The organism is Desulfovibrio sp. (assembly GCF_047607245.1).
Classification (GTDB): Bacteria; Desulfobacterota; Desulfovibrionia; order Desulfovibrionales; family Desulfovibrionaceae; genus Desulfovibrio.
Map to the genome: position 1 here is coordinate 1 of NZ_JASGDK010000125.1, position 19,588 is coordinate 19,588.

At 57.7% G+C, this 19,588-nt stretch carries 20 protein-coding genes; 13 read left to right on the plus strand and 7 right to left on the minus strand.

The window, feature by feature from the left end:
• The 5 genes from mtnA to QM579_RS10160 all read left to right on the plus strand — a co-directional run.
• The coding region (gene mtnA, locus QM579_RS10140; protein ID WP_414999038.1) for an S-methyl-5-thioribose-1-phosphate isomerase at positions 1 to 958 on the plus strand (958 nt) is incomplete at its 5' end.
• Positions 955 to 2,970, plus strand: coding sequence for a TIGR04326 family surface carbohydrate biosynthesis protein (locus QM579_RS10145; RefSeq protein WP_414999039.1), 2,016 nt, complete (start codon positions 955 to 957; stop codon positions 2,968 to 2,970). The genes mtnA and QM579_RS10145, both read left to right, overlap by 4 nt.
• Before the next feature lie 2 nt (positions 2,971 to 2,972).
• The gene (locus tag QM579_RS10150) at positions 2,973 to 3,398 is read left to right on the plus strand and encodes a C-GCAxxG-C-C family protein (protein WP_183721921.1); all 426 of its coding nucleotides are present in this window, start codon (positions 2,973 to 2,975) and stop codon (positions 3,396 to 3,398) included.
• Between the two features lie 138 nt (positions 3,399 to 3,536).
• Positions 3,537 to 4,931, plus strand: coding sequence for an L-serine ammonia-lyase (locus tag QM579_RS10155; protein ID WP_414999040.1), 1,395 nt, complete (start codon positions 3,537 to 3,539; stop codon positions 4,929 to 4,931).
• Positions 4,932 to 4,956: 25 nt separating this feature from the next.
• Positions 4,957 to 5,247, plus strand: coding sequence for a putative quinol monooxygenase (locus QM579_RS10160; RefSeq protein WP_414999041.1), 291 nt, complete (start codon positions 4,957 to 4,959; stop codon positions 5,245 to 5,247).
• Positions 5,248 to 5,513: 266 nt separating this feature from the next.
• Here QM579_RS10160 and QM579_RS10165 read toward each other — a convergent pair whose 3' ends face one another.
• Together QM579_RS10165 and serS are read right to left on the minus strand one after the other, a co-directional pair.
• Positions 5,514 to 6,326 (minus strand): class I SAM-dependent methyltransferase, encoded by an 813-nt coding sequence (locus QM579_RS10165; RefSeq protein ID WP_414999042.1) that lies wholly within the window; start codon positions 6,324 to 6,326, stop codon positions 5,514 to 5,516.
• 520 nt (positions 6,327 to 6,846) lie between these two features.
• Positions 6,847 to 8,121, minus strand: a complete 1,275-nt coding sequence (gene serS / locus QM579_RS10170; RefSeq protein ID WP_414999043.1) for a serine--tRNA ligase — start codon at positions 8,119 to 8,121, stop codon at positions 6,847 to 6,849.
• Positions 8,122 to 8,299: 178 nt separating this feature from the next.
• Here serS and QM579_RS10175 point away from each other — a divergent pair, with 178 nt between their 5' ends.
• From QM579_RS10175 to QM579_RS10185, 3 genes are read left to right on the plus strand one after another with little or no spacing between them, the layout of a single operon-like run.
• Positions 8,300 to 8,887 (plus strand): hypothetical protein, encoded by a 588-nt coding sequence (locus QM579_RS10175; RefSeq protein WP_414999044.1) that lies wholly within the window; start codon positions 8,300 to 8,302, stop codon positions 8,885 to 8,887.
• 46 nt (positions 8,888 to 8,933) lie between these two features.
• Entirely contained in the window at positions 8,934 to 10,484 is a 1,551-nt protein-coding gene (locus tag QM579_RS10180; RefSeq protein ID WP_414999045.1) for a hypothetical protein, read from the plus strand.
• The gene (locus QM579_RS10185) at positions 10,481 to 10,825 is read left to right on the plus strand and encodes a hypothetical protein (protein WP_414999046.1); all 345 of its coding nucleotides are present in this window, start codon (positions 10,481 to 10,483) and stop codon (positions 10,823 to 10,825) included. Before QM579_RS10180 ends, QM579_RS10185 begins: the two co-directional genes overlap by 4 nt.
• Before the next feature lie 189 nt (positions 10,826 to 11,014).
• Here QM579_RS10185 and QM579_RS10190 read toward each other — a convergent pair whose 3' ends face one another.
• Positions 11,015 to 11,785, minus strand: a complete 771-nt coding sequence (locus tag QM579_RS10190; RefSeq protein ID WP_414999047.1) for a TlyA family RNA methyltransferase — start codon at positions 11,783 to 11,785, stop codon at positions 11,015 to 11,017.
• A gap of 222 nt (positions 11,786 to 12,007) precedes the next feature.
• Here QM579_RS10190 and rpmE point away from each other — a divergent pair, with 222 nt between their 5' ends.
• The 3 genes from rpmE to prfA all read left to right on the plus strand — a co-directional run bounded on the left by rpmE (position 12,008) and on the right by prfA (position 14,427).
• The gene (gene rpmE, locus QM579_RS10195; RefSeq protein ID WP_183721897.1) at positions 12,008 to 12,220 is read left to right on the plus strand and encodes a 50S ribosomal protein L31; all 213 of its coding nucleotides are present in this window, start codon (positions 12,008 to 12,010) and stop codon (positions 12,218 to 12,220) included.
• 142 nt (positions 12,221 to 12,362) lie between these two features.
• On the plus strand, positions 12,363 to 13,277 hold the full coding sequence (locus QM579_RS10200; protein ID WP_414999055.1) for a DUF1385 domain-containing protein: 915 nt from the start codon (positions 12,363 to 12,365) through the stop codon (positions 13,275 to 13,277).
• Between the two features lie 79 nt (positions 13,278 to 13,356).
• Complete coding sequence (gene prfA, locus QM579_RS10205; protein ID WP_414999048.1) at positions 13,357 to 14,427, plus strand: peptide chain release factor 1; 1,071 nt, start codon at positions 13,357 to 13,359, stop codon at positions 14,425 to 14,427.
• 338 nt (positions 14,428 to 14,765) lie between these two features.
• Here prfA and QM579_RS10210 read toward each other — a convergent pair whose 3' ends face one another.
• Positions 14,766 to 15,365: a hypothetical protein gene (locus QM579_RS10210; protein WP_414999049.1), complete on the minus strand. Its 600-nt coding sequence runs from the start codon at positions 15,363 to 15,365 to the stop codon at positions 14,766 to 14,768.
• 90 nt (positions 15,366 to 15,455) lie between these two features.
• On the opposite strand from QM579_RS10210, the gene QM579_RS10215 reads away from it, so the two are divergent.
• Positions 15,456 to 15,710: a hypothetical protein gene (locus QM579_RS10215; RefSeq protein ID WP_414999050.1), complete on the plus strand. Its 255-nt coding sequence runs from the start codon at positions 15,456 to 15,458 to the stop codon at positions 15,708 to 15,710.
• 93 nt (positions 15,711 to 15,803) lie between these two features.
• On the opposite strand, the gene QM579_RS10220 is transcribed toward QM579_RS10215, so the two are convergent.
• From QM579_RS10220 to QM579_RS10230, 3 genes are read right to left on the minus strand one after another with little or no spacing between them, the layout of a single operon-like run.
• Positions 15,804 to 16,514 (minus strand): septal ring lytic transglycosylase RlpA family protein, encoded by a 711-nt coding sequence (locus QM579_RS10220; protein ID WP_414999051.1) that lies wholly within the window; start codon positions 16,512 to 16,514, stop codon positions 15,804 to 15,806.
• Positions 16,515 to 17,537: a hypothetical protein gene (locus QM579_RS10225; RefSeq protein ID WP_414999052.1), complete on the minus strand. Its 1,023-nt coding sequence runs from the start codon at positions 17,535 to 17,537 to the stop codon at positions 16,515 to 16,517.
• Positions 17,534 to 17,803 (minus strand): hypothetical protein, encoded by a 270-nt coding sequence (locus QM579_RS10230; RefSeq protein ID WP_414999053.1) that lies wholly within the window; start codon positions 17,801 to 17,803, stop codon positions 17,534 to 17,536. The genes QM579_RS10225 and QM579_RS10230 overlap by 4 nt, the downstream gene beginning before the upstream one ends.
• A gap of 550 nt (positions 17,804 to 18,353) precedes the next feature.
• Here QM579_RS10230 and dsrA point away from each other — a divergent pair.
• A partial coding sequence (gene dsrA, locus QM579_RS10235) for a dissimilatory-type sulfite reductase subunit alpha (protein ID WP_414999054.1) occupies positions 18,354 to 19,588 on the plus strand: 1,235 nt, incomplete at its 3' end.

Here is a 19,588-nt window from a genome sequence, read left to right on the forward strand (position 1 = left end):
CTGGGGCTGCGTGCTGGCCCTCAAGGATGCGCAAGGGCCGGACTGGGCCGCCAGACTTGAACTGGGTATGGAACGCATAGCCTCCGCCAGACCTACGGCAGTGAATCTGCGCTGGGGTGTGGAGCGCATGCGTAATAAGTGGAGATCCTTCGGCGGCGCGAATATTGATCAGGCAGCCCTGCTTACGGCCTTTACGCACGAGGCCCAGACCATGCAGGACGAAGACGTGGCCATTTGCAAAACTTTGGGCCGTCACGGCGCAACCTGCATTGATGACGGCGACTGCGTGCTCACGCACTGCAATGCCGGAGCCCTGGCCACGGCGGGGTATGGCACGGCCCTTGGCGTTATACGTGCCGCTGCCGAAGCTGGCAAAAAAATCAGCGTCATTGCCGACGAAACTCGGCCCTTCCTTCAGGGTGCGCGCCTCACTGCCTGGGAACTGGCTCGCGACGGCATTCCCGTAACCGTGGCCTGCGATAATGCCTGTGCTCTGCTCATGAGCAAGGGCATGGTGCAGCGCGTGGTTGTTGGGGCCGACCGCATTGCCGCCAATGGCGACACGGCCAACAAAATAGGCACTTTTGGCGTAGCTTTGCTTGCCAGGCATTTTCATATTCCCTTCTATGTGGCCGCGCCTTTGTCGACCATAGACGCGGCCACGCCCGACGGCGCGGGCATTCCCATTGAGCAGCGCCCTGACCGCGAAGTGACCCACGTGGGTGAAACCCGCCTGTGCCCCGAGGACGTGCCTGTCTACAATTTTGCCTTTGACGTGACGCCCGCAGAGTACATCAGCGGCATCATCACGGAGAAAGGCGTGCTTTATCCTCCGTACAGCCTGTCCATATGGGCGGCCCTGAATGATCTGAACACTGGCCGCAGCGCGGGTATCGCCAATGCTGCGCCGGAAGACGAAGACGATGTTGCGGCATCCGCCGGGAGCCAGACGCTATGAAGGAACTCATCCTGGTTGTCGGGCCCGGCCAGCCGGACCTGACTTCCTGCCCAGCCGCCAACGGCGAACAGGACAGGCGGATATTCGTCCAGTGGGAAGGCTGGGAAGCACCCAAGGGCCACGTCTCTCTTGCGGCCCGGCTGCGGGCGGATCTGGAAGCCATTCGCGCGGAACACGCTGCCTGGGCGTACGATCTGGGACGGCTGACAACGGAAGACGGCAAGGAAGTGCAGGACAAACTGCGCGCCGGGCATCCGCTTTCCATGTGGTGGTGCTCGCTGCTCTATGAGCGTCATCCCAAGATGACGCCCGGCCTGTATGCCGTTTACAGACTGCGCGCCCTTGAGCGGTTTATGGATGAGGAAAATGTTACGGCCTTGCACCTCTTTGGCGGGGACGAAATCCTGCGCGGCGTGCTGGCCCATATGTGCGCTTCATCGGGGCGCGATTTTTCTGAAGAACACGGTGTGCCCGCGCCTCTGGAACCGCCAGTGTCTCTTGTGCGCCGTCTGTACAATGCAACTCCGGCTCCATTACGAACCCTTGCCCGTTACGCGTACTGGCTGTGGACAGTGCGCCGCAAGCTGCCCGCAAGTCCTGACGCGGGCAAGGTCTTTGCCCCTGTGGAGGGAGAAGACGGACCTGTGCAGGCAGCCACCATTGCCACCTATTTTCCCAATGTGGACATGAAAGCCGCCGCAGAAGGGCACTTTCGCTCCCGCTACTGGGAAGGCTTGCACGATGTGCTGCGCGATGCTGCCAAAAAGGAAGGCGCGTCCTGGGTGCGCTGGCTCTTTATCCGCTTTCCAGCGCCCCAATTGAGCCTTGAGCAGTGCATCGCCCTGCGTGACCGCTTTCGCAAGGAAGGAAAAGACGGCGTCAGTTTTCATTATCTTGAGGAATTTTTACGCCACCGCGACCTTTGGGCCGCATTGTGGCGGTACCTGCGTCTCTGCCTGGGCAGCCGCAACCTTGAGTATTCTGTGCGGCCCGCATTCCGGTTCGCCGGTTCACATATCAACTTCTGGCCTTATCTTGAAAACTACTGGGTAGAGTCGTTCAGGGGCTGGCGGGGGCTTGAACGCTGTTTGCAACAACGGGCGTTCGATGTCTACGCCGGGGCCGCCGGGCCGCAGCGCTGGACGCTTTTCCCGCTGGAAAACTGCCCCTGGGAACGCATGCTCACGGTGTCTATGCGTGAAGCCGGGGCAGCTGCCACTCCCTGCGCAGACCCGGCAGCTGGCCCGGTCATCGGGGCGCAGCACTCCACAGTGCGCCCCACGGATTTTCGCTATTTTGACGATCCGCGCACTTTTGAGGCTCCCTGCGATATTTTTCAGCCCGACATGATACGCGGCAACGGGCAATCTGCCTGTGAGCAATGGCTGCAGGCGGGCACGCCGCCCCAAAGGCTTGGCGAAGTGGAGGCCCTGCGTTATCTTTATCTTGCTGAAAGCGCGCGTTCCTTGCCGTCGGCCACGGCGTCCGGCGAAGCAAGTTCCACATCACGGCATGCAGAGGCCGCATCGGCCCATCCCAAGCGCCTTCTGGCCGTGACCAGCTTTTTTCAGGATGAAACGGAGGCCCATCTGGTTCTGCTGGCCCGCACGCTGCACGCCGGGGTTCTGGACGGCTGGCAGATTGTGGTGAAACCTCACCCCTACCTGCCAGTGGAAGAGCGCCTGCGTGCCTTGCTGGGCCGCCGCATTTCTGAGGTGCGCATTGCTCAGGGCGCCATTGGCGAGGAATTTGTGCCGGGTGTTGTGGTATGGTCTTCCAACTCTACAACCGTTGCGCTTGAGGCGGCCCTGAAAGGGCTGCCGGTAATGAGCATGCTGCCTGTGGATGATTTTGATCTTTGTCCGTTGCAGGATGTGCCCCAGCTGCCCCGAACAGGCAGCGTGGAGGATGTGGCTGATGCCTTGGCCGCTGCCGCCCCCCTGCAACTGCCGGACAACTATCTGGATCTGGACCCGGCCCTGCCGCGCTGGAAAAAGTTGCTGGGGGTATAAGTATGACGATGGGCACTCAAGAACGCATTCTCGAAATGGTTCACCACTGCTACTGGGACAAAAACGCCAACTGCGCCCAGACTACCCTGTACTGTCTTGAGCAGTTGACCGGGCAGCCTGTGCATCCGCTGCTTTTTCAGGCCACCGTGGGATGCCACGGAGCCGGAGACAAAGGCGGCCAATGCGGCCTGATGGAAGGAGCGATGCTCTTTCTGGGGATTTACGGCGCTACCCTGGGCAAGACTGATGCTGAAATTGTGGAAATGTGCTCGCGCTATGCCAGCCTTTTTAAAAGAAATTTCAGCAGTTTGGCCTGCCGGGACCTCCGGCCCGGCGGTTTTCGGGATGATGACCCGCCCCATTTGTGCGAACGCTTCACAGTGAGAGCTGTGACCTGCCTGCACGATTTTGTCACAAGCCTGAAGTAGGCTCTTCGCTGCGGGCTATATCGCCTCGGCTTGTGCACAGTCCGGCCCGTTGCGTGGCAAGACGTACTGTGTCACAAAGAGATATGTGGTTCTGTACAGATGGTGCGGGGCCGCTGCATCTTTGCTCGAGGGGGTCTCATGCTCAGCGTTTTTGACCTGTTCAAGATTGGCATCGGACCGTCCAGTTCGCATACTGTGGGGCCGATGGTGGCGGGCAAGGCTTTTGCGGGTGAGCTGGCGGTGCTGGGGCTTTTGCCCTTGGTCGGGCGCGTTAGCGTTGATCTTTTTGGTTCTTTGGCGCTCACGGGCGAAGGGCACGGCACCACAGGAGCCATTTTGGGCGGCCTGGAAGGTGAAGAGCCCGCCTCGGTAGATACGGCCCATCTGGCCCGGCGCACGGCGGAACTTAAAAATAACGCCGATCTTGTTCTCATCTGCGCGCAAACCATTCCCTTTGTTTACGAACGCGACATGCGCCTGCACAAGGGCATGTTTCTGCCCCGTCACTCCAATGCTATGACGCTCACGGCCCATGCCGGCGATGGCACGGAGCTGTACACTCGTACCTACTACTCCATCGGCGGCGGCTTTATCCGTACAGATGCGGACTTCGACCGCGAGCCCGAAACCTGGCCCAATCCTCCGTATCCATACAAGACCGCCAGCGAACTGTTTGCCATTTGCGAAAGCGAAGGCAAAACTGTGGCGCAGATCGTCATGGCCAACGAAAGTTTCTGGCATTCGGCCCCTGAGGTGCGTCGCCGCGCCCAGGCCATCATGGATGTCATGCGCGATTCGGTAGAACGCGGCTGCTACACAGACGGTGTGCTGCCCGGCGGCTACAACGTGCGCCGCCGGGCGCCCAATCTGCTGCGCAAGGTCAGCGCCCTTCAGGCGCAGGGCCGCCGTGATCTGAGCCTGTGGCCAACGCTTTACGCCTTTGCCGTGGCGGAGGAAAACGCTTCCGGCGGGCGGGTGGTCACAGCCCCCACCAACGGAGCTGCTGGCGTTGTGCCCGCAGTGTTGACCTATTATCAGAACTTCTACCCCCATGCCACGGAAGAGGGCGCTCTGGACTTCTTGCTCACTGCTGGAGCCATCGGTCTTTTCTTCAAAACCAATGCCTCCATTTCAGGCGCGGAAGTTGGCTGCCAGGGCGAAGTGGGCGTGGCCTGCTCGATGGCGGCGGGAGCCTACTGCGCGGTAACGGGCGGCAATGTGAAGCAGGTGGAAGTGGCTGCGGAAATTGGCATGGAGCACAACCTGGGCCTGACGTGCGACCCTGTGGGCGGGCTTGTGCAGATTCCCTGCATCGAGCGCAACGGCGTTGCAGCAGAGCGCGCGGTTAACTGCGCGCAGCTTTCCCGCCTGGAAGACGGGCGGCAGCGTGTGATTTCGCTGGACGCCATTATTGAGGTCATGTACCGCACGGGCCTTGACCTGCAATCCCGCTACAAGGAAACATCGCTGGGCGGTCTGGCTCAGGCCGTGGCTGAAGGGCTGGAGCGCAAGAAAAATTCCGGGAACGCCTGACCCCGATAATCAAGGAAGAACATCAATGAGTGAAATACGTATTGTCGCTGAAATGGAAGTGCTGCCCCAGCACCGTGAGGCCCTTATGCCCGTTCTGCAGGCTCTGGTTGACGGTAGCAGGGGCGAGGCTGGCAACATAAGCTATGAGCTTACCGAAGACCTGTCCAATGTGTACCATTTTTTTGTCATTGAAACCTGGGCTTCGCAACAGGCCATAGACGAGCACAATGTCACGCCGCACTTCAGGGCCTTTGTGGATTTTGTGGAAGGCAAGCTCAAGGATATGGACGTAACCCTGCTCAAGAAGGTTTTTTAGGGCGATCTTGCAGTAATATGCTTTGTGGGGGAGCCCGTTATAAAAAGGATTCCCCCACGTTCCTCTAAACCTTTCAGGGAATTTTAGTATAATACATTACAAACACGGGTTGGCGGGCGATGGGCAACCTGATGCGCCAGCGAACAAACAGTTTTTTTGGTTTTTGGCGGCCTGCCCAAAAAACGCCGCATAATTGCAAGCATCCCCGTAACGCTTTGGACGTTGCGGGGATGCTTGTTTTGGAAGCGACAGGAAGGCGTGGTGCATCAGCCCGCAATGGCAAAATGGTGCATGAGCGAGGCTTTGCCCAGAGGCGGAAAATAATGCAGCAGGCAACTCAGGCCCCAGCGGCGGCGAAATCTGTTGAAATAAAACGCCTGATCCAGGCGGCGGAGACGGGGGTGCCATTTGTCCAGGCTGCCGTCATCGTCATAGGCCCAGGTCAGTGCTGCGTCGAGTTTGCTGACCGCCGAGTTTTTATTGATTCTTTTGCATACAAAGCTGCCCGCCGTGTCAAAGGCGATGTGCGCACCGGGAAAACTGTCTGCCAGATCCCTGAGCAAAGACCGGACTTCCGTCTCACGCAAATACATGAGTACACCCTCTGCTATGAACAGAATGGTGCATTCCGCGTACTCCTGTTGGAGCCTGCGCATCCAGTCTCTTTCAAGGATGGAGCCTGTCCAGTCGAGGCAGCGTGCGTCAGTCTGGGGTAGAAGTTCATGCCGCAGGCGCATTACTTCCGGCAGATCCATGTTGATCTGAATGCCCTTGCCCGAATCAGTGCGCGAAAAGCGCGTGTCCAGGCCGCACCCCAACTGGACAATTACGGGGTTTTCTTTCTCTTGCAAAAATGCCCGGGTCAGGTCGTCAAAGTAGCGTACACGTACTGCCGTGCCGACGCGCATCATGTGATTCACTGGAAAACTGAACAGCTCCGGTGGCAGGCCCGCCACGGCCTTGCGCGCTCCGGGGTCCTTGAACATTCCGTTGGGCAGATCATCCTCCTGCGAACGGATGCGCAGGGTTATGAGCAATGTTCTTGACGCAGGATGCTCCAAAAGCCCTTTTGTATTCATGAGCCTCTCCAAATAGAGTGTGGGATCCCCTCCGCAATATTTTGATGTACAATTTATTGGAATTGAAATTCAATGTCAAATAATGGAGCAAAGGCAAGCTCCATTACTGTATATTGTGCAACCACATGTTTATTTAGAGATAATCAGGCGCGGTGTCGGCCTTTGCAGACTTTGAAATCTGATTGACTTGGAAATCTTTCTTATTGCAATTTGTCATGCTGCTATAACCGCGGTTTTCGGCTGGATTTACGGCAAGCTGGAAGCGTTACAGCATTAAATTTTTCTAAAGGTGAAAGACTGGGGTTCCAAATAAATGATTTTGCACCAAGGCAAGGAAAAGGCCTTCTGCGAAAGGAATGTATTCGTACGGTACATGCTGGAGTAAAAATGGCCTTTTGACGCAGCCAGCTGGACAAAAGAATTATTTGGAGACAGTTTCGGGATACTATTAGGACGTGGAGAGGGCCTTTCTGCAAGAACCCTCTCCACAAGGTATTTCAAGGTAAGATTATTCTACGGTCTAGCGCGGTTCGATAACTTCCAGACCATTCATATAGGGCACCAGCACCTTGGGCAGGATCACGCTGCCGTCTTTCTGCTGGCAATTTTCCAGAATGGCGGCGGTGGTACGGCCAGTGGGCAGGCCGGAACCGTTGAGGGTGTGGACAAAAGCCGCCTTGCCGCCTTTGGGCTTGAAGCGGATGTCTGCCCGGCGGGCCTGAAAATCGGTGCAGTTGGAGCAGGACGATATTTCCCGGTAGGTTTTCTGCGCGGGCATCCACACTTCAACGTCATAGGTTTTGGCAGAAGAAAAGCCCATGTCGCCAGTGCACAGGGTAATGAAACGGTAGGGCAGTTCCAGCATCTCCAGCAGCTCACAGGCGTGACCGCGCATGAGCTCAAGCTGATTGAAGCTGTCTTCGGGATGGGCAAAGCGTACCATTTCAACCTTGGTGAACTGGTGCATGCGTATCATGCCGCGCGTGTCCTTGCCCGCGCTGCCCGCCTCAGAACGGAAGCAGGGGGTCGCGGCGCAATAGGCGCGGGGCAGATCAGCCTCGTCCAGCACTTCGCCAGCGTGCAGGTTGGTCAGCGGGACCTCGGCTGTGGGAATGAGAAAATAGTCCCAATCCTGCAACTTGAACAGATCTTCCTCAAACTTGGGCAACTGGGCCGTGCCTGTCATAGTGGCGCGGTTGACCATATAGGGAGGGCTTACTTCAATATAGTCGCCGTGGCAGGTGTGCTTGTCGAGAAAAAAGGCGGCCAGGGCACGTTCAAGGCGTGCGCCCCAACCAAGGGACACCACAAAACGGCTGCCAGTAAGGCGCGCGGCACGTTCAAAATCCAGTCCGCCCAGAGCAACGCCGATGTCGCCGTGTTCGCGCACATCGAAATCAAACTGGCGGGGCGTGCCCCAGCGGTTCACTTCAACATTTTCGTCTTCATTGGCTCCCAGCGGCACGGTGCTGTCAGGGATGTTGGGCACGCGCATGAGCCAGCTTTCCACATCGGCCTTGGCCTGTGCGGTTTCGACGTCCAGTTCCTTGATGCGGTCAGACAGGGTGGAAAGTTCTGCAAGCAGTTCCCCGGCATCCTGGCCAGACCGCTTGAGGGCCGCCACCTGCCCTGATGCTTCATTACGCTTGCTTTTGAGGCCTTCCACTTCTGTGAGCAGGGTGCGGCGTTTGCCGTCCAGTTCCAGAAATGCATCCACACTGATGCCCGAATGACGGTCGGCCAGAGCCTTGGCCAAAACTTCGGGCTGCCTCTGCACCAGTTTGAGATCAATCATGACCGCTCCTGAAAAATTGCGCTGTATTACGCTGGATACGCGGTAAATTTGCAGCCAGGGGCTGCCCGCGACATCGTTATTCCTTTATCACGGGGGCATACTGCCTTGCAAGGCTGGCTTTTTCCGTATATAGACCACGAGAATACTCTTGAAAATTTCTATAAAACGCGAGGCTGTCATGAAACCTGTGCGCAATGTACTATGTCTAGTTTTGCTTGCTTTTCTGGCCACAGCCTGCGGGCCCGCCAACAGTGTACGCCTGCTGCCGCCACCCTTTATGGAAGGTGCTGTGCTGCCCGGCCCCAAGGCTCCCAGAGTGACGGTGGTGGCATTTGAAGACAAGCGGCAAGACCAGACTGCCATCGGTTCACGCCGTGACAATACCGCCTTTGTCACCAATGACAGCGTTACCCAGTGGATAAGCAAGGCTCTTGCTGATGAACTGGCCCGTAACGGCCTTCAGGTTTCTTATGCCGACAGCGTGAATCAGGCCCGTGCGGGCAATCCCGACTATCTGGTGACTGGCGACGTGGACCAGGTCTGGCTGCGCGAGAACTCCGCCACCGACCTTTCAACCAGCATGCGCGTCAATTACTCCGTGGCCAACCGCCAGAGCCGCATCTACAGCGAAACGCTCAATGCCTCGCAGTCGCGCACGGTCATGCCAATGGGCAGCGCTGCCGACAATATCATGCTGGACACGCTGCGTGAACTTATCAAGCCGATGGCGCAAAAGATTGTTCAGGCTATTGAGGCCAAGAAATAAGCTTCTGCGCGCTTTGCGTGCCCTGTTCTTTTGCGCGGCGCTGACAGTGACCGCGCTGGTGTATTGTGCCCTGCCGCCGACCCCTGTGGTCGGCGGCTTTGTGTTGGCTGCGCATGCCGCAGAAGCGGACGGTGCGGGCCAACTTCGTTCGGGCCAATCACCTGCGGGGGAAGTGGCTGGCGGGCAGCTGGCAAAAAAGCCTGCGGATCAAACTCTGCCAGCTTCGTCTTCCCTTGGTTTTTCTTCCGATTCCATCTCCATTTCTGATGCCGCTGCCCCACCACTTGCTGACATCGAACACAGTGAACTTGCACGGGCGCGAACGCCGCTCAACAGCACAGCAGCCCGTATTCTGGCTGAAGGCAATGCCCGTATGGCAGCGCTGGCTGCGGCTGCCGACGCTTTGCCCAACAGACGTGACATTCGCATGGGGGCCATCAATGCCGATGAGCGGCTGGCCCTGGCTGCGCAGCTTTACCGCCCCGTGGTCAGGTATCACGAAGATGGTGCGCCCGCAGTGACGGTGCTTTTGCGGGCTCGTCCCGAAGCTGGCAGCAATATATCGCAGGCCTTGCGCAGTACTGACCTTGTGCAGCTGCGGCTGCGCCTTTTGCAGGAAACGGCGGTTCTGCTGCAAGTAATGAATGCGCGCGATCCGGCTGAAAATGGCGCAGTAAAGAATGACGCAGGCGGTAACTACCGTGCTGGCGTACGCGGCAGCGGCAACCTCGGCAATGTATACCGGGCGCCAGTGGGAATGCATGACCCGGCAAATCCCGCCAAGCCCGGCGAACACGTTGGAGATGCCCGCAAAAACGCTCTGGACGAGGCTTTTTCGGGGTGCGCGGGAGCCGGGGCAGAAACACCCTCTGTTGCAACTGACGCGCCAGGCCCTGATTCTTCTGATGTTTCGCTTGCCGCCGTCGTATGGACTGAAAAGCACTGGGACAAGGCTTCACAGCAGTTACAAGCACTTTTGCAGGCGCAGGATTTTCTGGAACCCGACGCGGATGGCTGGCTTGTGCCTGACGGATTTTTACCCCGGCTGGAGCATGTGTCTGCCCGGTTGCCGCAAAGCCCCGGCGCGTGGCTTTTGCTGGCCGAGGCACAGTTGCGCCGGGGGCTGCCACAGCAAAGCATCGCTTCGTGTGATGCCGCTCTGGTTCTGGATTCCGGCCTGAACAGGGCGCGTTACATTCGCGCGCTCGGGCATTGGCGGCTCCAGCAGCTTGCCCTTGCAGAAAGCGACCTTACCTCGTCGCTGGACGACAGGCACGGTTTTGCGGCTCAAGGTGAGGACAGGGCGCGGCGTTTGCGGGCGCGGGGAACCGTGCGCATGCAACGGCGCGATATGGCGGGAATGTGTGAAGATTTTGGCGCGGCCTGTGCGCTTGGCGAGTGCGAAGGGCTGATTCTGGCCAGGGCGCAGCAGTACTGCCTGCCGTCTGGATCTTCTGAAACGCCGCCTCGCCCGGAAGCCCGGCTGGAAGGCATGCCTGCCGCGCCAGAAGGGAAAAAATCCACCGCACCAGAAGCGGAGTCCTCTCCGCCAGACCATTTGGAGTCAGCCGCAGGAACAAAGGAAGCAAAGCCGTGAGCCGCGATCCTCTTCTTAAAGTCTACGGGCATGTATATCCGGTGAGCCGCGCGTTCTACGACGATCTGGCGCACGCTTGCGCCGATGCCCTGCCCGATGCCGACGATATTCCCGTGCTGGAAAAAGACGGGGACATGGCGCGCATTTCCTTTGAGGGAATGTACTTTCCTGTGGACGAAGTGCTGGAAGCGCTGGCCCGGCATCTGGAGCCGGAGCACAAGGGCAAGCTTGATGTGTTGGATATGGACGGCTGGCGTCTGACGCGTCATGTGTTCGCAGGGGGCCGCATCAACAGCAGCAGCGCGCCGCTGAATAATGTTCTGGATTATTCAGGGCATTAAGGGCTGTTAAAATAGCTTGTAACGCGCCGCCGCTTTATGCAGCCTTTTTATTTGGCAAAATCAGGATGCTTTTTGAGCAGATGAACCTTGAAATACTTCACATTGCGAAGTTTTCATGCTGCACAAAAATGCAATCCCCGGCAAAATCAATGCTGCGTTGCCGCGCGTTGCATTCTCGCGATGCTCAGGCTAGCCAGCCACGCTTCGCTCAAAGAGCGCCATATATTCCTGATTGCCTTTGGGGCCTTTAATGGCAGCAGGCAGAACGCCGCGGCAGTTCAAGTCAAGGTTTGCTTCGGTAAAGGCCAGTATTTTATTGACCGCCCTTTGCCGCGCCTCTTCATCGCGCACGACGCCCTTGACCGTTTCGCCAGGTCCCAATTCGAACTGGGGTTTGATGAGGGTGGCCACAATGCCCCCGGGCTTGAGCCACGTCATGCAGGCTGGCAGCACCAGAGTGAGGGAGATAAAGGAAACATCGGCCACGACCATGTCTACCTGTTCAGGAATAAGCTCAGCCTCTGCATGGCGCAGGTTAACGCCCTCAAGGTTGACAACGCGGGTGTCGGCCCGAAGTTTTTCGTGCAGCTGGTTGCGGCCCACATCCACCGCATAGACGCGGGCGGCTCCACGCTGCAGCAGGCAGTCGGTAAAGCCGCCAGTGGACGCGCCTGCGTCCAGACAAACAAAGCCCGTCACGTCCAGCTTGAACTGGTCGAGAATGGTAATCAGCTTGTAGGCCCCACGGCTCACATAGGGTTCTGGCTCCAGCAGGGCAAAAACCGTGTCTGCCGGGTAAGGGTGTCCGGGTTTGGGCACAAGCTGGGGCGGCGCGCCGGGCACGCACTCTGCAAGTATGATCTTGCCTGCCATGATAAGGCGGCGTGCCTGTTCGCGGCTGGCGGCAAGGCCTTGCTCAAAAACAAGTTGGTCTGCGCGTTGTCGTGGGTTTTTTGCCATGCGGGCTATATAGCGCCGAAGGGCCGCTCTGGCAATCCGGCGGCCGCAGTGACCGGGCAGAACACTATGCCGCACGGTCTTTACCTCTTACCCCTTGCCAAATGTTGAAAGAAGCGCTATATGGTTTGCCCTTGTGCGATATACTTTCGCACCAAGGGAAAAACGCGCGGGCGTCTGGCAGTAATTTCGCCGGATTATGCCGCGTTCCATGAGGTAGTTGTCATGAAGAAAGATATCCATCCCAAAGTGTTCAATGCCACCATCACCTGCGCTTGCGGCAACGAAGAAACCGTGCTCTCCACCAAGGGCGAGCAGGTAAGCGTGGAAGTATGTTCCGCTTGCCATCCTTTCTACACCGGTAAGCAGCGCTTCCTTGATACGGCTGGCCGTATTGACCGCTTCCGTAAAAAGTACGCCAAGTTTGAGCCTAAATAGTCGCGGGCGGCAGGATATGCCGCACATGGATGACGCACGGCAGGGAGCGCCAGGCAAGGCCGCAGGGGAGAAATTCCGGTGGGCCATGATGGCGCTTTGTGCTTTGACGTCTGCCTGCCCCACTGTGGGCGGTCAGGCCGTTATGGAAGGCGTGATGATGCGCAACGGCGATACCTATGGTCTCGCCGTACGCCAGGCCGACGGGGAAATTATTGCCCGCCGTCTGCCCTGGTTTTCTCTGTTGCGCTATGATTGGCTGAAAAAGCCTTTCATGCGGGGCTTTCCTATTTTGCTGGAAACGCTCGTCAACGGCATCAAGGCGCTTAACCGCTCGGTAGAGGTGGTGGCTCAGGGGCAGGAAGAGGAAATCTCTGGCTGGCATCTGGTAGTAACCATGCTGGCAGCCCTGCTTATGGCCATCGGCCTTTTCGTGGTGGTGCCGCATCTGCTGTCTCTGGGCATGCTGTGGCTGAACCTGGGCGGCGATGTGGAAGGGCTGACCTTTCACCTGTGGGACGGCTTTTTCAAGTGCTGCATCTTTATGGGGTACATAAAAGCCATCTCTTATGTTCCTGATATCCGCAGGGTTTTTCAGTACCACGGGGCAGAGCACAAGACTATTCACGCCTTTGAGTCCGGCGACGAGGTAACTGCGGCAAGCGCTGCGCGCATGAGCCGTCTGCATCCCCGTTGCGGAACGACGTTTTTGCTCTTTGTCATCTGCATATCCATTATTTTGCATGCAGTGCTGGTGCCTGTGCTGCTGGCCCTGTATACGCCGCAAGGCGCGGTGGCAAAGCACGCATTGACCATCTTTTTCAAGCTGCTGCTTATGGTGCCTATCAGTGCGCTGGCTTACGAGCTTATCCGCTATGCGGCGCGCCTGCCCCAGGGGCCGCTTGCCAGCATTCTGCGCGCGCCAGGCCTGGCCCTGCAAAAGCTGACCACCTACGAGCCGGACGAAAGCCAGCTTGAAGTGGCGGTAGTGGCCCTGCGTGAAGCTTTGGGGCCCGAGGCCGGAGAAAAGGTACGCACGGTACCCTACACCACGCAGTAACGCCCGTTGCCTCTGTACGGCCGGGCTGAGGCCCGCCGTCCCTGTTTCCGTTTTTGTCCACTGCCAGCCGGAGATCCCTATGTTCGCCAAATTAGAAGGCCTGGAAAAAAAGTATCTGGAGCTTGAGGATGCCCTCGCCCAGCCCGATGTTTTCAACGACCAGGATCATTACCGCAAGCTGACCAAGGCCCACGCTGATCTGCGCGACGTGGTGGATCTTTTTCGCCGTTACCGTTCCGTGAGTGAAGAGCTGGCCGAAAACAAGCTGCTGCTGCATGACGCCGATCCCGAAATGCGCGCTATGGCCCAGGAAGAAGTGCAGAAGGCCGAGGAAAAACTGCCGGAGCTTGAGCTCGAACTCAAGGTTATGCTGCTGCCTTCCGACCCGCTTGACGAAAAGAACACCATTCTGGAAATCCGGGCTGGCACTGGCGGCGAAGAAGCTGCCCTTTTTGCCGCCGATCTTTTCCGCATGTATACGCGCTTTGCAGAACTCAAGGGCTGGAAAGTGGAATTGATGAGTGAGTCCGTCTCGGAATCAGGGGGCTTCAAGGAAGTCATCTGCCTTATCGCTGGCGACCGCGTGTACAGTCACCTCAAGTACGAAGCCGGAACCCACCGCGTGCAGCGCGTGCCCGCCACCGAAACGCAGGGGCGCATCCATACCTCTGCTGCCACTGTGGCCGTTATGCCCGAAGCCGAAGAAGTTGACGTTGAAATCCGCCCCGACGATCTGCGTATAGACATTTACCGCGCCTCGGGAGCAGGCGGCCAGCACGTCAACAAGACGGAATCAGCCGTACGCATTACCCATCTGCCCACCAACACCGTGGTTACCTGCCAGGACGAACGCTCGCAGCACAAGAACAAGGCCCGGGCCATGAAGGTGCTTGCATCGCGTATTCTTGCCGCCGAGCGTGAACGCCAGAGCTCGGAGCTGTCGGCAGACCGTAAGGCGCAGGTTGGTTCCGGCGACCGTTCGGAACGCATCCGTACCTACAACTTCCCTCAGGGGCGCTGCACAGACCACCGCATCAACCTGACCCTGTATTCTCTGGACAGAATTATGGAAGGCGAAATTCAGTCTCTGGTGGAAGCGCTGGGCACAGCCGCGCAGGCCGAGGCTCTCAAGGCGCAGAACACAGACTAGCGCACTTTCGTTTTTACGTTTTCGCATCAGGGCCGCGTGTTAACCGCACTGCCGGACTGTTTGAAAACAGGACAAGAAATGTCAGATCCCCGCAAGCCAACAGCTTGCGGGGATCTTTTATTTTGTTCAGGGCGTTTCAGCGGTGCCGCAACAGGATCTGGCCACTTCAGAAACGCTTTGAGTCTAGAACCGCATCATTTTGTCATGCTGTATATCTCAAAGTTGTCATTGTCTCGAAACATGCATTTTCCAGAAGAATCCACGCCGGGGTGTAGTGTGCTGCACTCTCGTACAGCACAGAAGTTTAAACTTTTTCAGCGTAAAAGGGTCTAAAAGGATTACGGTAAGGCAAAGAGCGAGGCAGGAAAAGTAACTGTCTTTGACGACAGAATGCTGGTTTCTTGAGCCTGAGTGGGGCCATCTGGTTCGAATGCCGCCGCCAGAGCAGAAATGCTGGGCACAGGATCGGCGTTATCCGCCGTTGCTGTTGAAAAAATGACGCTCCCTTGCTCTGCATCTGCCGGAGGAACTGCGCCGGGAATTACGGAAAGCTCGTTGCCGCCGGAATCATATATGACCGTGGCCTTGGGCGTTATGACGCTGAAACCGCCGCTGATCATGCCAATGATGCGCACATCGCCTGAGTTCACCAGGATGCTTCTGCCGTTACCAAGAACAATGCCGACCTCGCCCGCAACCCCCTTGCCGGAAGTGTTCACTGACATCGTAGCGCCGCTGGGCATAACCGCTTGCGAGGTTTTTTGTTCAACCTGTCCAGATACTTCCGGCACAAAGTTTTTCGGCGCAGACGCTTTCAGGGCAAATATTTCCGGCATCACCGTTTTCGGCGTGTGCGCAGCAGAAGACGGGGCAGCTACATTCATACAGGCCGCAACAGGAACAGAAGGGGCTTTTTTTTGTGCTGGTATGAGTGACATTGCTTGGCTCCATTTCCTGTGTGCCGTTGTGCCGCAGAAGCGGCCTCTTTGGCTTTGGCATAGCATTCTGCAAAAGAGCAGAATATTGCAGTGCTCACAGTTGAAGACGTAGCAAAATTTATTCCACGATCAGAAGGAAAATTATGCCGGGCAGCAGGTTACAGGATTGGGAAAAGCAATGCAGCAGGGTGGAGACAGTGGCGGCAGAGCTGCGTGAAGGGCAGCACCATCAGGCTGGCGTGCATGAAAGGTCGGCTGACGGGGTACGCGAAAGAAGGTCTGACAGGTTTGTCAGAGCAGATTGGTGTTGCAAAATTTATATTTCAACATACTAATTTTGTTTAAAAAAACAATTTCCGGAAGAATGCGCGCCGTGTAGTGTCACGCCGCATTTTGGGCAGTGCCAAAGCATTTAAGTTTTTTCAAAGATAAAATGCTCTAGTCGCCAACCACAAAGGCTCCGGGGTAAAGAATGGAGAATATTTCAACCTGCTTTTGAGCGCTGAAGGAATCAGGCCACGGTCCAGCCTGTACGTTCCACATGTTGTTGCTGCCAAAGTGCATGCGGCTATTGTGCCCGGCCCTGGCCAGATCGCGCGTGAGCCTGTCGGCATTGTCCTTGTTGGCGAAAGCGCCTACCTGAACATAGTAGGACCCGGCAATGTCGCCGTCGCCCCGCATCTGCGGCACGCCGCCGAGGCTTTGAACCCGTACCCGGCCCGTACCTGGCCCGATAATATTCAACTGGGTGGCGGCAGCGCGTGAAAGGTCGATAACACGGTCGTCCACAAAGGGGCCGCGGTCGTTGATACGCACAATGATGCTGCGCCCGTTGCTCATATGGGTGACTCGCACCTTGGTGCCCAAGGGCAACAACTTGTGGGCCGCCGTCATAGCGTACTGGTTATAACGCTCGCCATTGGCCGTAGTTTTGCCGTGAAAACCCGGTCCATACCAGGAGGCTTCACCCTCTTCAATAAAGCCGTGGGCAGATTTGAGCGGATAATAGGTTTTGCCGCGTACCGTGTAGGGCTTGGTGCCGGTGACGCCGCCTTTGCGCCATGAGCTACGGGAACCGCATCCGGCCAGCAGCAGGGCACAAAGTGCGAGTAAAAGGCAGTTCCGCAGCAAGCGGAGGGCAGGAGTCACTTAATGCGTCTCCAACGGATGAAGATAGGGCAGGCAGGGGAAGCCTTCGCGTTTGCCGCAGGCCGCACAGATGTCGGTTCCGGAACCCTGCACGCCAGCTTCAGCATGCAGGCGGCGCAGAAGGTCGTGCCCTTCACAGCGCAGCAGACCGCGCTCGTGGGCACCTTCAAGCAAAGCCATCGCGGGCTCACGGCGGCCTGCTTCAAGAAAGTCACGGGCCGCAAGCAGGTACAGGCGTTCATGTTCCGGCCCGTACAGCGCGTCCAGCAGGGTTACGTAGTTTGCTCCAAAGGCCTGTTGCGCAAGGTGTTCCTCACTGGCAAGCCAGCGTGCCAGATGGGTGTTGTGCTTTTCCACAGCGAGGTACTGGGCCAGCATGCGCAGGCCGTGAGACAGCACGTGGCTTATGCGGGACAATTCGCGAGAAGAGCTTTCAGCGGTCTGGCCCACAAGCCCGCGCAGGGGATTGTACATGTCTGCGGTGACAGCATCGTGCCGCGCTATCTGAGCGAGACGGTTGGCGTAGTGCTGATTCTGAAAGGCGTCCTCTCTCAGCTTGACGCATTCATGAAAAGCGTAGCCGATACTCCAGTCGATAAGCGCTTCAAGCGCATGCTGTCCTGCCGTGCCGCCGGGCAGCAGATTGTTTGCATGACGGAGCAGGGCTTCAATCTGCTCGGATTCCGCAGAATCTGTGGCGGATCCGGACGAATACTCGCCGCTGCCCTGCGGCGGCAGGCCCTGGGCCTCAGTCTGGAAGGTCGGGCCGGGCGTGTCTACCGGGGCTATGTCGCTGTGGGCCGGGGCATTGCGGAACAACAGGTGGGACGTGTCTTTCAGGCGCCAGAATACGCCCTTGCGCATTGCCTCGCCCAAAAGATCGCGCAGGGCAGAGTAAGAGACCGCACCAGCCTGTTCAAACCGCTGGCGCTGGGCCGAAAGAGACTGAAAAACCGTGCAATAGTCACGAACAAGGTCGCGCACCAGAAAATCGCGGTTTGCCAGCAGCCAGCGTCCTTTCACGCTTCGTCCTCCTTAAGAAGGGCCCTGGCCACGGCCAGGTCGTAAAGCCGGAGGGGATCGGCGTCGGCGTTGCGTTCCTGCCGGTAAAGTTCTGAGGCGTCCTGAACCACGCTCATGCTGAGCCAGGGGTGGCGGTCCCACACTTCGGGCATATCGGATCGCCAAAGGCGAAATTCCACCTCGCCGTGTTCACCGCGGCGAACATAAACACGGGAAAGAGTGTTGCCTGCCTGGGGGTGGTAGTACAAACCGAGTTCGTCTTTCATTGTGTGCATTCCTTGGAAATAGCGCCGGATAAGCGCGGCGAGTCATTATACAGCATCAGTCTACGCCAAACAGAGTTGTTTGCAAAGGGTGGCCGCATCTAATATGTGAAAAAATGTACATAATACGAAAAAAAGTTGCACAATTGACAAAAAAATGGGTATTACTACCCAATATAAAGACGGGACAAGCATGGCTGATAGGCTGCGCATTCTGGCGCAAATACATGCTTGGCGGGCGCGGGGTCTGCATTTGTACATATATTCGCGCCCCGGTTGTCATTGGCATGAAAATGCGGTATGCAAAGATTTGACCGCGTTGCGGCCTGAGGGGCCGAGGCTTTGACTCGCCCGTCTCACGCGATCCTTTGGGGCGTCCCGAATTTCACGGGGCGGGCGCGTTTCGGCGGGGGGCAATACCCGTCGGCGGAAGAACCTTTCGGTTCTTGTCCGCACGCCCGGTGAAGCATGGCATTTGCCAGCCCCGGATCGTCGCACTTGACCGGCACATCACGCGCTGCGTGATACAAACAAACCATGTGGAGGTATGGCAATGGCGAAACATGCAACCCCCCTGTTGGACCAGCTGGAAAGCGGCCCCTGGCCGAGCTTTGTGTCCGACATCAAGCAGGAAGCGGCTGTTAGGGCCAAGAATCCTAGGGGTATCGATTATCAGATCCCTGTGGATTGCCCTGAAGACCTGCTGGGTGTGCTTGAACTTTCCTATAGTGATAAGGAAACCCACTGGAAGCACGGCGGTATCGTTGGCGTGTTCGGTTACGGCGGCGGCGTTATCGGCCGTTACTGCGACCAGCCCGAAATGTTCCCCGGCGTTGCTCATTTCCACACCATGCGTGTGGCTCAGCCTGCGGGCAAGTTCTACAACAGCAAGTTCCTGCGCGACCTGTGCGACATTTGGGATATGCGCGGTTCCGGTCTGACCAACATGCACGGCTCCACCGGCGACATCGTGCTTCTTGGTACCCAGACCGCCCAGCTCGAAGAAATCTTCTTCGAACTGACCCACAACATGAACGTGGACCTTGGTGGCTCCGGCTCCAACCTGCGTACTCCTGAAGCCTGTCTTGGCCAGTCCCGCTGCGAATATGCCTGCTACAACACGCAGGACATGTGCTACCAGCTGACCATGGACTATCAGGACGAACTGCACCGTCCCGCCTTCCCCTACAAGTTCAAGTTCAAGTTCGACGGTTGCCCCAACGGTTGCGTGTGCGCCATGGCGCGTTCCGACTTCGCCGTTGTCGGTACCTGGAAGGACGACATCAAAATCGACCAGGAAGCCGTGAAGGCTTACGTGGCCGGTGAATTTGCTCCCAACGCCGGTGCTCACTCCGGTCGTGACTGGGGCAAGTTTGACCTGCAGAAAGAAGTGGTGGACCGCTGCCCCTCCCAGTGCATGAAGTGGGACGGCTCCAAGCTCTCCATCAAGACCGCTGACTGCGTACGCTGCATGCACTGCATCAACACTATGCCCCGCGCTCTGCACATTGGTGACGAACGCGGCGCCAGCATCCTCGTGGGTGCCAAGGCTCCCGTGGTTGACGGCGCGCAGATGGGTTCGCTGCTCGTGCCCTTCGTTTCCTGTGAAGCTCCCTACGACGACGTCAAAGAAGTCATCGAAAAGATTTGGGACTGGTGGATGGAAGAAGGCAAGAACCGCGAACGCGTGGGCGAAACCATGAAGCGTCTGTCCTTCCAGAAGCTGCTGGAAGTCACCGACACTCCTGCTGCCGCTTACCACGTCAAGGAACCCCGTTCCAATCCGTA